Here is a 12,905-nt window from a genome sequence, read left to right on the forward strand (position 1 = left end):
GAGAATCAATTATAGCCCTCGTTTTGTTTTAACTTGCCATTCGAATTATCCACTTGTTGGGAAGGATAAGGAAATACCATCATATAGTCTTGATATGCAGTCTTATCTTTATAATCCTCATAATCGGCTACCGTACATGCAGATGCCGGATCCTGACGGTCCTCATAGTGACGTACACTCGGATGGGCATTCAGTTCAGCAGCCGCCAATGCTTTGATTTCTGCGTTTCCGGAACGATGCCAACGTTTCAAATCGAATAAATGGTCGGTAAACTCGAACGCAAGTTCACAACGACGTTCATGATATAAATCGGTCATTGTAGCAGTACCCGCCAGCAAATTTAAATTGGAACGCTTGCGAATGCGGTTCAAATCGGCAGTAGCCTTGTCTGCCTGTCCGGTCATCAGGTAAGCCTCTGCACGAAACAGCAGCATCTCTGCAAAACGAATAACAGGAAAGTTGATACGGGCAGTAGGCCAGTCACCATTTGTATTGACATATCCTTTATCAGCAGCATCGGCATGTTTGAAAGGGTCCATATATTTATTGATCATAAAACCTGACTCAATATCTGAAGTTGACCAAAAAGTACGAGTTTCACCAAATAACTGAAATTCTTGTCCATACTCCAGGATAGAGCGTTTCAGACGGTCATTACCTTCGCCATCCTTCAGCATTTCAGCATAAATGTCATAAGACGGCTTATTCTGTCCCCAACCATTGTATTTTCCCCAGGCTTTATTTTCAAGAATAACGCCCGGAAACTCGGAGCCACCACCGGTAGAACCGCCATTACCCGGAATAGTCCACAAATACTCCTTATTCCAAAAGTCAGAGAAATCAGAAGAGAATACTTGGGCATAAGTATCAGCCAAGTCACGGCCATAGGTGCTTTCCAGAGTATTCACCATGCTGATGACATTATTCCATTGGGTAGCATCCCAAGTAGCCCAATAAGCATATACCTTTGCCTTGAAAGCTACCGCAGCCGCATCATGCGCACGCCCCCTGTCGTCAACTCCATATTCTTCGAACTTAGGTAAATACTCTATAGCTTTGTCCATATCCGAAATAATATACGTGTAATCATCTATGACAGATGCCTGCTGGGGTGGAATGGAATAATATTCATTCTGACTTGCATAATCTTCATAGCGTATGAACGGCACACCTTGCTTGTCTGTACCATAACGGTAAGCTATCAAAAAATGTGCCCATCCACGGGTAAAATAAGCTTCGCCAAGACTGCGTTTCTCAATGTCGGTCAAGGTAGTGGAAGCAGCCTTGTCAGTCAATTGCTTGATAACCCAATTGGAACGAGACATCACTACGTACATCTTATCAAAAACACCACTCAAAGGAGATTCATTTCCTGTATATTTCAACGTTGCAAGAGATGGATAGCTACGTGTCTTACCCCAGACCACATCACAAGCGCCACCCTGTTCCCAGAACAGTTCACGTCCATAGACTCCTTCCTGATGGAAACGTTCGTACAAAGCATCCACAGCATCAATAGCCTGTTGGTCATTCGTAAAGTAAGTGGTGATGGTAGCATCTCCTTCGGGCTGCACATCAAGGAACTCACTGCACGAGCTCAGAAGCAATGCAGAAGACATTGCAATATATATTATATTCTTTTTCATAACATTCTTTCCTTTCATAAATTAGTAAGTCAATTTTACGCCAACAGAAAATACACGCGATATAGGATATTTCATGGCATCCCAGCCACCACACTCAGGATCCATACCCGAATAACCGGTAAAGGTAGCCAAATTCTCGCCACTGAGATATACAGACATACGGCTGTTACGTTCATTCAGATGAGACCACTTGCGAAGCACATCTGTCAAGTCATAAGAAAGGGTGACATTCTTCAAACGGAGATAAGAAGCATCTTCCAAATACCAATCAGACGCTGTGCTGAAGTTTCCATTCGGATCATTCTTTGAGAGGCGGGGAATATCGGATCCTGTATTCGTAGGACTCCATGCATTCAATATCTCATTGGAACGATTAAAGTTACCTTCTACATCACTCAGCAACATATACTTACCCACATAGGCAGCTTGTGCACCACCTACACCTTGAAGCATGGCACTGAAGGAAAACTTCTTATAACTAAAGCCCAATGTCAAAGCAAATGTGGTTTCAGGTGTAGCATTACCCATGTATTGACGGTCAGCGTCCGTAATCTTGCCATCACCGTTGGCATCTACAAATTTCAAGTCGCCTGCCTTAGCATTCGGTTGAATACCCACCCATTCTTTCGTACCATCAGAATTGGTCACATAAGCCCCATGCTCCTTATTCCAGGCAGCAGCCTCTGCATCACTTTGGAAGATACCGTCTGTCTTAACCAGGTAGTAAGAGTTCAAAGGTTCACCCTCGGCAGTCTGATAGATGTAGGGAACGCCACGAAAACTCTTGCTGTTCGTCCAAACGCCCGAAGTTCCATCCGCATTTTTCAAGCCGATGTCCGAGACCTTATTTTTAAGGTAAGAAAAGTTGCCCGTTACGAAATAAGAGAAGTCTTTGTTGACTCTATCATTCCAACTAAGCTGTGCCTCAAATCCCCGATTACGGACTTCACCTTGATTGACTACCAAAGGATTCAGCCCCATAGTAGTAGGCCACTCCATTTCCCGTTCCTGAATCAAGTTAAAAGTACGTTTATCAAAATAATCCAAAGATACAGACAAACGGTTCTTGAACAACTCCATATCCAAGCCCAAGTCATATTGTTCTGATGTCTCCCAAGTCAAGGCAGAATTCAAAGCCTTATAGTTATAAACGAGGTTACCCCAAGTAAGCCCCGACTCCACACCATACTGCGCAGATTCAGACCAAAAAGTTTTTCCCAGCAACGGTGATTTATAATTATAGGATATGGAACCCAGATTACCGATGCGTCCCCAAGATGCGCGCAATTTCAACAAGCTGATAAAGTCACTTTTCTTAAAGAACTTCTCATTAGAGATTTTCCAGCCCAATGTCACTGCAGGAAAGTCACCGCTATTGTTCTCTTTAGGTAAACGACCCGCATAATCGCGACGCCATGAAGCAGTCACAAAATAACGGTCATTATAAGAATACGCCAAACGGGCAATCAATGACACATTGGCGTCAGGGCCGGTCAGATAATCAGTGGCCTGAGTAGTTCCCGCATAAGCAAGATATTGCAGATAGGTTGATTCATCAGCCAGGTCTTTGCCTGTTACTTCCAGTCCGCGACGGCTATAATGATCGGCAGTAGTAGAAAACAAAGCTCCGATCGTATGTTCGCCAAATGTATGGTCATAGGTCAAAGTATTTTCCGTTTTCCAGGCATCGGCACGATAGGTCGTTTCCGTCAAAGAGTTTGATAAAGCCGGCTTACCTACCTCGTCACGGATGGGATTGAAGTTCTTATATAAATTACTATTCAAATTATAAGTGAAACGACTGGTGAACTTCAGTCCCGGAACCACATTAGCAATCTCCAGACTGGTGGTGCTCCAAATATCGCTGGTTTTATTATATCTATTTTCAGCCTCCAACAAACGAACAGGATTCACGGCGTCACCATGAATATCCGCAAAATTGGAGCCATACTTGGCAATATAAGCCGGATCTTCGGTAGTGGTTCCTCCGTAACTTCCATCAAGTTCATTATAAATAGAAGCGCTGGCAGGCATATAAATGGCAGAAATGATAGGGCCTGTATAACCATCATTATCCGTATCTTTAGAACGTGATTCCGTGTTTTTCCAAACAAAGTCTTCACTGATAGTCACCCACTTGTTCAGTTTCATCTTTCCATTGTAGCGCAAAGATAAATTCTTGTTAAAAGTATTGATCAGCACACCTTCATCATTGTCATAGGCAAAGGAAATACGACTGTTGTAATTGTCTGCACCTACATTCAGGGCAACATTATGACGTTGGTAGAAAGCAGTACGGAAAATGGCATCCATCCAGTCCGTACGGGTAGTGCCCACCCACGGATTTTTGGTAACATCCCAACCGGTGGGCAAAGTCATACCGGCATTGGCATAAGACTGTTTACGCATCTCTATCTGCTGCTCCGCATTCAGAGGCTCAATCAGGTTGGCAGCCTGACGAATGCCGAAAGTGCCATCGTAAACCAAAGCAGGCGCTCCTTCTTTGGCTTTCTTCGTTGTAACCAAAACTACACCTCCCGCACCGGATTGAGCGCCATAGATGGCTGCCGATGCGGCATCTTTCAAGACAACGATGCTTTCAATATCGTTCATAGAAGCTATGGGAGCACCGGGAACACCATCTACCACCCACAATACATCATCTTTTGCCGAACCCTGCCCACGAATAACGATATTCGGAGAAGAAGTAGGATCGCCTCCATCCGACTGAATGGTAACTCCCGGCAACTGCCCCTGCAGCATACTTTCAGTAGAAGTCACAGGACGCACAGCCAACTCGTCGGCATTACTTACCACACCTACGGAAGCAGACAAGTCTTGCTTGCGTGCACTCGCACCATAACCCAGCACCACCACTTCTTCCAACAGTTCGGTATCTTCCTTCATTATTACCGTCAAAGCCTTTCCTGTAACCGTGACCTCCTGATTCGTGAAGCCTACAAAACTGATAACCAGAACAGCATTCTTCGCCGCCTGCAATTCAAATTTACCGTCAATGTCTGTAACCACTCCAACGGTAGTTCCTTTCACCAAGACATTGGCGCCAATAATCGGTTCACCGATTTGATCTTTCACTGTTCCTTTCACTGAAATCTGCTGTGCAAAAGCACCAACCGACAAGAACAGCCCTAAAATCAGGGTAAGAATCGTTCGATAGATTCTAAGATTTGTTCGTTTCATGCATGTAAATTTTAAGTTTATAATATTATACAATCACATTATAGTTTAAAAAACAGCAAAGTTCATAAAACTACATTACAACTGCATTACAAAGGTTTTTCGTTTATTTTAAGATAAAAATCAGTGTAACTTTAGATTCAGTTATCCAGCAAAGCAGAAGCTCCCAGCAAACTAATATCTTCTTTTTGAGATGGAATCACTTTCAACTCATCCAAGATGACTTTGTAAGGAAAGTCTTTCATTTCACCTTCCATCGTCTCTCTGAAGAAAGGAAAAGCCGACACAATGCCTCCGCCTAAAACAATAGCTTGAGGAGCATAGGCAAAAAGGATTACTTTTACCAGATTGCCCAGATGCAGCCCGAATTCTTTCCAGATTTTCAATGCGGCTTGGTTTCCTTTCTCCGCTTTTTCGGCTGCCGCTGCTCCCGTCGTATCATATCGCTTAAAGAAGAAACTGCTGCAATAATGTTCAAAATCAGTATCCTGATATGGGAACGACCCTATCTCACCGGCTCCCATGTATTGTCCGCAATACAAACGACGATTCACAATAACTCCTGCTCCGATACCTGTTCCAATGGTAACACCCACCATATTGGCGTATGGCTTACCTTCACCGAACAGGCTTTCACCCAAAGCGAAACAATTAGAATCGTTATTAATGGCAACCGGCACTCCAAACTTCTTCTCCAAAATCGCTTTCAAATGAATTTCTTTCCAGGAAGAAATATTCGCCACATTATATACTATCCCTTTTTCCGGATCAACAATGGAAGGAACACCTATTCCGATGCCATTCACCTGTTCATTCATCATGCCTTCAATCAGTTGGAAAAGCTGACTAAGTACCGCAGAAGCATCCTGCTGCGCCAGGCAAGCTATTGACATTTTGTTCAGACACCTGGCATTTTCCACTTGGGCAATCCTTATATTGGTTCCTCCTAAATCAATTGCGAGTTTCATGATATATTCTTTCTTTAAAGGATTTTTGTCGGAGCAAAAATAAAGGAATCCCCACCCTTCGGCATTCCCTTTTGCGCATTTAAATCTTCTTTTTGCGCAAACATGTCTAATCGTCCCCGAAAACTAAAATCACATTTCTGCGAAATTACTGCCTATCAAGTTCTCCACCAATGCATTCCCTCCCGGAGCATCGACAAAATCGATGAACACAATGCCATAGTTCCGCCTGCCCGCCCTCTCTATATAATCCGCCACCGGTTTATTTATCTTCTCAGCAAAAGTGCGGGGAGTCCCCAAAGGCAATCCTGTGGCACTCACAAAAGAAATTCCCCACCTGCACAAAGAGGCCGACTCACCGGATACCCTCTCGAAATTGCAGATGCAGGCGTCAATTTTTCTATCAGCTTCTTTGTCCGACTGATATTGATACTCGTCCTGAAGCAAGACATACCCCTCTCGGCCCCTCTTGTCACGAAGCGTCAGTAAGCAAGAGCAATTATCTTTCCAACCGATGCAGGCAGCTCCCGGATAATTATTCATCGCAGAGTCTCTGTGCAAAAAAAGAATTTTCCCACGACATTCTTTCAGTCTCAGTTCCGGACGAAAATCTGCAATAAAATAAGGTTGATATACAGAATCACGCAAAGAAGCGGACAGCAGGGAAGCATAGTCCCGCAATGCCCCACCCTCTTTCTTCAGCGACACAATCAGAGTTTCAGAAGGATGTGCCCGTAAAAAAGCCACGAAAACCGGCAACACATCTTCTTCCCAATAAATGCGTTGGAACACATGGCTATGAAATATTCCTAACTTACCTTCCCTCTCCTGTAATCTGATATCAAAAGCGCGGATGCCCTGTGCCAACTGCTCCGAGATACCCACACCCTGTGTCTGCAAAAAGGGACCACCAGTCATAGCTCCACTATCGTGCGTGCCGGGAATAGAGAGCCTACATAGCAAGGCGGTATCCTGGACACCCTTCATCCATTCCGTTCTGTCCGCATTATCGGCCCGCAGTGTCGAGAATGATGTCAGCACCATTAAAGACACTGCACAAAGAAAAACCGTTATCTTCTGTTTCATAGTCATCTGTACTAAAAATTTTACGCACATACAAAAGTAGCGATGTCATTCTCATACGACACCTCCTAATGCGCTTTTTATTCTTCATTTTGCGCAAATCATGACTATGCCATGCCCGTTATGTCAGTTCCGGTTTAATTCCTATGGCCTCAAGCTCTTTCAGTTCTTCCCCTCCCCAATAAGTACTTAGGTTGAGCCCGATAAGGGTAGGCTTCATGTTATGTATGCGTTTCAGTACCGGTTTTCTTGCCGCAGGTATCACCTCGCATCGCAATACTCCGGTAGTTTCCACCACTGAGGCAAAATCTCCTTTAGCCAACATATTGCCATCTTTCAAGCACTCTATATCATCCATACGGTAGGCCGGCCGCTGTTGCACATCACTCATTATTGTGAGCAGTGCATCATCCTTATGCGCCGGGCAAGAAAAGACCAACCTGTCTTGTCCATATCTTTTATATTCCTTATCGAGCTTCTTATCCAGCAAATCGGCCATAGAGACTCTGACAATGCGTCCGCTTTCAAACACGTTTATCAGATAACCGTCCGATTCATCCTCATGGATAGCCATAGACAGCAATACATCATTACGCCAGCACTCATCCTGCGTCATCAAATAGCCGTTTTCGGAAAGCAGATGCAAATAGCGCACCGTACTCACCCCAAACCCATCCATCCAACTATGCGTGGCATTGGCACGTATCAATCCCGTTGCTATCTCCCCCGCCTCGGAAGCCTTCTTCACAACAGGCTTTTCTTCCGGCATATCTGCTTTTTCGGGAGATGCCTCTATCGTCTCTGAAAGTATCTCAAGCGGCATTGCGACAGCCCCGGCATCTTCCGGCTGAGGTAAAAGTTCTTCCGTACCGCACTTACTCTTCAAGAAAGCATTCAACGCATCTCCTTGCAAAGACCAGGTGGAAGATCCTTGCCTTTGATAGCAGACACCGTCACACATCACCGGATGAAGACAAGGTTTTATATCCATCGCATAGACCTGCTTCTTGCCTGCCAACGGATAAGAAACGGTAATCTTAGCATTAGCCTCCATGCCCAAATAGCGCACCACGCTATTACGGACATGTAAGTCGAATTTGTCCAAACTTCCGTTGAAGTAGGCAATATCTGCATCCAGACCGCTTGCCACACCCTCATCATTCACTCCCAAATAGAGTGTGCCGCCATCAGCGTTTAGGAAACCGCAGATAACAGACATGATTTCTTGTGTCTGCTTAGGGAGATTTGCCCTCATACCCTTTTCCGGCGAATAGACAATAGATGTCTTGAATTCCACATTCTGCCCTTCACTTCCAAACGAATAGAACACATGCTTGCCGACGTCCATATTCAAGATATCATAGATTTTCGCACAGATAGCATCTTGCTGCCCGTCCATAGAAGAGGCTTCCAATAAATTATAGGCAAGTACCAGTTTCGCCAACTTCACCCGCCTCTCATTGCCTCCCTGTTGCAGCACTTTCCAGAGGAAGTTGTTCTGTGCCGAACTGTCAAGACTGCCCAGCACCAACATATCCAGCATGTCTGACTGAAGCAAGGGATAGCTCGGCAGCAAATCATGACAAGCCTGGTTTCGCATTTTCAGTTCCTTCATATCCATCTGCCCGTTGACGGCAAACTGCTGGAGCATCTGCAGCAGCCTCATCCGTTCCAAGAAAGATTTTCCTAATTCTTCTTTATCCAGCAAGATGGCCAATATCCTTGCAAAACCGAGATAATTGTAGGTCTTTACATAATTTTCTTCAAGCATTGCCACACGGTCAATGATATGCATCAGCTCGCAGACAGAAGATTTATCCATTTCATTGTCTTCCCTCCGGGCAGGCATTTCTTCTTCCACCGCTTCTTCATATACCTGCTCGTCCGCATAGCTATAAATCAAATTGGCAAAAGCATCCGCTATAATAAAAGTGGGCGCAGTCTGTCGCAAGAAGTCCGCCATGACAGCTCCTGATGTACGCACTTCATTAATCTCCGCTTCAAGGAAATCGCCCTGTCTCAATTCTACGCTTCCGGGAAGTATGGGTATGAAAAGACCGTAACCATAATTGCAGATACAAAAATAATGATACTTCTGAACCTCGGCCACCACACATGTCACAATCTCGCCCACATATACACTTTGATAAATAAACGTATCCAGCAATTCTACCAACCGGAAATTAAATCCGCCATCTTTTCGCCGGCTCTGCACCACTGCCTGAAACAAATAGGGCTTTCCCGAATCGGATGTAAAAGCCCCTACATCCGTACGCAGGCCATAGCGCACTATATTGTTCGTGCAAAGAACTCCTTCCCCCTCATACATATCATCCTCTATCCGGCACAAGAAATAATTGGGATTACGAGATTCTTGTTTCACGACTCTTATCCTCACCTTGTCGCCTATTTCAGGCATCACCTTACGTACCCCCGGCCTGAAAGCCAGTACATCCGTACCATCGAACAACTCCTGTTCCGCATTTCTCCACAATTGCTGATAGGGAGCCAGGTCCTTGGTTCCCGAAGACACACTCCGATTATTCACACCGGACAACTGCACCTGCAAGTGATGCCAAGGCAGCAACCCCTCGGAGATGCAAGGCCATTGCTTTTTCACCTTCTTGGCAGTACGCAGACTTATGTCACCATCTTTTATGCAGAGCTGCACCTGCCTGTCTTCATACACACGTTCTGCCATACCTTCCCGACCATCGGCCAGAGGATAAGACAGGCGGACTATGAGCATGGCAAGCTCCCTGACATCTTTCCATTCAAATTCCAGCTTCGGGCACTCATCGTTTGCGATAATGCCAAAAGCCTTCTCCAGCAACAAGGAAGATGAACTTTCTTTCAAAAAAGTGAGATAACGGTATAGCCTTGCACGTTTCAATCGCCACTTACACCGATCTTCTTCCCGCACCAGCAGCAAAAGAACAGCCAGTGACATGACCGTGCTTCTCACGAGCGATGCCTCTTCTTCGCTTTCTATACCACCCATGCGGTCAATATAGCCGCTATGCTCGTCAATATACAGACTGAGAGACTTAATAAATACATCCCGATAGGGCTCGTAAATCCGCAGTGCGGAAGGTCCTCCGATAATTACATCAAGAAGCGGCTGTATCTTGCGGGTCAGGGACTGCCGGTCCAGACGAAAAATGCAATGCAAGACATCCAGCTTTTCCTCCGAACGATAAAGATTGCCCGACTTCTTCATCTTGGCGAGCAGATCGTCAACATAGCATCCATCCTCCCCCGATGCCAGCATTCTTACCGCTTCCATATATTCTTCAATACGCCTCATCGTCTGCGACAGCAATCCAACAATAGAAAAGCGTCGTTCATCTGCGCATCCGTCCAGAAAATCAGAATCCTCCAGCAAAAACAGGCAGATCCTCCGGCATATATTCAGCCATCGTTCCCGATGTCTGCCACCAAGTTCAACCCACTCGTCAAGTCGCTCTGCCAACTGTTTGATTCCTGCTTTCATCCATTCCTCATCATAACGCAGCAATGCCTCTCTGACTTCCGCAAAAGTCTGTGTACTCAAAAGAGTCTTTGTCAACCAGCGGGCATCGGTCTCCGTCATATTCATCATCCCAATCATCTCCTCCAAAGGTCTGAAGGGATAATTACCTCTGTTACAAGACTCATCATCGGTGAGCCTCAAATTCAGCCTATTGCCTTTCAGCAATGCGACCCTGCACTCTATTTCTTGTGAGATTTGCAGTTTTATCCTTTTGTCCGTCTGCAACCTGAAGTAAAAGCCGTTCTTATCTCCCACTTCGTAGTAGCCTCCCATCGCGTCCGACAAATCTCGGCGCACCCAAAAAGTATAAACCCGTCCTTCTTCATAAAACCTCGGCAACAATTGTCCATAATTCTGAACCAGCACAGGCCCTCTTTCATCTATATCCTTTACCAAACAAGAAATCTTATCCGGCAACGGATCTTCTTTTTGAAACTTGAACAGCCTCACTCCATATTCTTTCCCTGCAAATTCTACAATGTAGCACAGACTATCGCCTTCAATCCTCTTTTCCTTAACGGGCAAGTCATATATATCATTCTTACGCAACTCCATGTTTTTCACCATTTTAGTTATAAGATCAAACATCCTATACAGACATTTTTACAAATATACATTATTTCATCATTTTTCCTACTGTAAATATTCCGATTATTTCATTCTATAACTAAAAAAGTGATGTCACCTTTTGTTTTTGCCCATGACTCATACACTATTCCTCCGTAGTTTCTCCATATTTTCTCCGTATTCATGGTACTTTACATGGAGAAACTACGGAGGAAGTACGGCGAAACACAGGTGTAGAACAGAAGCAGTACACAATGTGGAATACTAAAGCCCGCCATTCTTGCTTAAACAGTTTTTTTTCACGACCTTTGCAAAAAGACAAAAGGGACAACAAACATCAAGAAAACATGGGAAAAATAGAACAAGGCATCTTAGGAGAATTTTCCGGGAAAATAGGTCCGGTAGTAGGCTGCAAAGGAAAATCGGGAAACTACATACGCGCCCACAACGGCAACGCAATCAATCCCCGTACACAGAAGCAACAAGAACAGCGGGGACGATTTGCCACCGCATTCGGCTTTCTAAAAACAATCACCCCATTCATACGCATCGGTTATGCAGAAACAGCACAAGGCAAGACTCCTTTCAACGCAGCCATGTCATACATCATGAGGAAAGCGTTGAAAGATGAAGGAAACCAGACAGCTATCGACTTCAACCGCCTGATGGTATCCACCGGAAGCCTGATGCCAATTTTTGACGGAACAGTACGAATAAGCGGAAATTGCGCTTCGTTTGAATGGAAAAACAATGGCGGAACCGGCAATGCAGATGATACGGATAGCGCCATGCTGCTCGTCTATAACAAGGAAAAAGAAATGGCGACGTATGATATGGCGGCAGCCACGCGTTCCGAAAGATATGCCGCACTTGCATTGCCCGCCGACTGGGACAAGGACACGCTGATATGCTATTTGGGATTCAGAAGCGCAGACGGCAACTACGTTTCCAACAGTCTGCGCCTCAAGCGAGAGTAAACAGCAAATGCCGGTCTGTACTACGGCTTTCATCGAAAGAAAAGCCTTCCCAGGCAAAATTCCGCAAGCCGTCAGTACACTCTATGCGATTCTTAATGATGTAGCGCACCATTTCTCCACGACACATCTTGGCATAGATGACAACAGTCTTCAACTGCCCGTTTTTCCACACTTGAAATTCAGGAGTGACAATCCTCACTTCCCGTTCCACACGCTTCCAATCGAACAATTCTTTCATTTCACCGCTTGCCAGATCGACAAGAACACCACCCAGACGCTTGGTCTCAGCTATAAAAAAGTCCGTCAGCAGAGGTTTCCAATAATCAAACATGGAAATGCCTCCTTTTTCGGGCAAACAGACATTACCCTCCAAACGATAAGGCTTAATTCCATCCAACGGACGAAGCAACCCATAGAGAAAAGAAGTGATGCGAAGATGCTCCTGGGCATAAAGAAAATCGCCGGCAGCAAAGTCTTCCGGGAAAATGCGCTTGTAAACCGCCCCTGTATAGGCGCAGACGGCAGGCATCGGACGATTATCTTCCGAACAGAAATCATGATAGCGCAAACGGTTTTCGGCAGCAATCTTGGCATTTACACGCAGTATTCTTTCCAATTCCGCTGTGGTATATTGCGACATTTCCAAAGCACTCTCCACCGCTTCCTGCTCAAAGTGGGGAACCGTGATTTGGGGAACAGTGACAGAGCAACGTAATGCCATCGTCTTGGCACAAGAAATAAAAGTAAGCATAAACAATCCTCGTTTAATGGAATAAAAGTCTTAACCTTATTTAGACAGTGCAAAAATAAGGGAATTTAGAAGAGAATGGACAGGAGCTAATAATATTTTCCACAGAATTCACATCAGTTTCAAGAGTTTTTCATACCTTTACAGCTTGTTGGAGAAAAGTATGCATACAAAAGTGCAGAAGCCTCC

Annotated in this window: 7 protein-coding genes; 1 reads left to right on the forward strand and 6 read right to left on the reverse strand. The window is 45.0% G+C overall.

The window, feature by feature from the left end:
• Positions 1–5 precede the first annotated feature (5 nt).
• The 5 genes from BACHE_RS00320 to BACHE_RS00340 all read right to left on the reverse strand — a co-directional run bounded on the left by BACHE_RS00320 (position 6) and on the right by BACHE_RS00340 (position 11,012).
• Positions 6–1,646: a RagB/SusD family nutrient uptake outer membrane protein gene (locus BACHE_RS00320; RefSeq protein ID WP_041579523.1), complete on the reverse strand. Its 1,641-nt coding sequence runs from the start codon at positions 1,644–1,646 to the stop codon at positions 6–8.
• A gap of 21 nt (positions 1,647–1,667) precedes the next feature.
• On the reverse strand, positions 1,668–4,847 hold the full coding sequence (locus BACHE_RS00325; RefSeq protein ID WP_013545732.1) for a SusC/RagA family TonB-linked outer membrane protein: 3,180 nt from the start codon (positions 4,845–4,847) through the stop codon (positions 1,668–1,670).
• Positions 4,848–4,984: 137 nt separating this feature from the next.
• Positions 4,985–5,812, reverse strand: a complete 828-nt coding sequence (locus tag BACHE_RS00330; RefSeq protein ID WP_013545733.1) for an ROK family protein — start codon at positions 5,810–5,812, stop codon at positions 4,985–4,987.
• 129 nt (positions 5,813–5,941) lie between these two features.
• On the reverse strand, positions 5,942–6,901 hold the full coding sequence (locus BACHE_RS00335) for a phosphatidylinositol-specific phospholipase C (protein WP_013545734.1): 960 nt from the start codon (positions 6,899–6,901) through the stop codon (positions 5,942–5,944).
• 112 nt (positions 6,902–7,013) lie between these two features.
• Positions 7,014–11,012: an AlbA family DNA-binding domain-containing protein gene (locus tag BACHE_RS00340; protein ID WP_013545735.1), complete on the reverse strand. Its 3,999-nt coding sequence runs from the start codon at positions 11,010–11,012 to the stop codon at positions 7,014–7,016.
• Positions 11,013–11,338: 326 nt separating this feature from the next.
• Between BACHE_RS00340 and BACHE_RS00345 the strand changes: the two genes are divergently transcribed.
• On the forward strand, positions 11,339–11,968 hold the full coding sequence (locus BACHE_RS00345) for a DUF6266 family protein (RefSeq protein ID WP_013545736.1): 630 nt from the start codon (positions 11,339–11,341) through the stop codon (positions 11,966–11,968).
• Here the strand turns inward: BACHE_RS00345 and yaaA are convergent.
• A complete protein-coding gene (yaaA, locus tag BACHE_RS00350) occupies positions 11,955–12,719 on the reverse strand; it encodes a peroxide stress protein YaaA (protein WP_013545737.1) in 765 nt (254 codons plus the stop codon). The genes BACHE_RS00345 and yaaA overlap by 14 nt on opposite strands.
• Between the last annotated feature and the right edge of the window lie 186 nt (positions 12,720–12,905).

Source organism: Bacteroides helcogenes P 36-108, from assembly GCF_000186225.1.
GTDB lineage: Bacteria > Bacteroidota > Bacteroidia > Bacteroidales > Bacteroidaceae > Bacteroides > Bacteroides helcogenes.

Excerpts from the sequence above, each read along its gene's own strand:
- BACHE_RS00330 (WP_013545733.1), bottom strand. The coding sequence starts at position 5,812 with ATGAAACTCGCAATTGATTTAGGAGGAACCAATATAAGGATTGCCCAA.
- BACHE_RS00320 (WP_041579523.1), bottom strand. The coding sequence starts at position 1,646 with ATGAAAAAGAATATAATATATATTGCAATGTCTTCTGCATTGCTTCTG.
- BACHE_RS00335 (WP_013545734.1), bottom strand. The coding sequence starts at position 6,901 with ATGACTATGAAACAGAAGATAACGGTTTTTCTTTGTGCAGTGTCTTTA.
- BACHE_RS00325 (WP_013545732.1), bottom strand. The coding sequence starts at position 4,847 with ATGAAACGAACAAATCTTAGAATCTATCGAACGATTCTTACCCTGATT.
- yaaA (WP_013545737.1), bottom strand. The coding sequence starts at position 12,719 with ATGCTTACTTTTATTTCTTGTGCCAAGACGATGGCATTACGTTGCTCT.
- BACHE_RS00345 (WP_013545736.1), top strand. The coding sequence starts at position 11,339 with ATGGGAAAAATAGAACAAGGCATCTTAGGAGAATTTTCCGGGAAAATA.
- BACHE_RS00340 (WP_013545735.1), bottom strand. The coding sequence starts at position 11,012 with ATGTTTGATCTTATAACTAAAATGGTGAAAAACATGGAGTTGCGTAAG.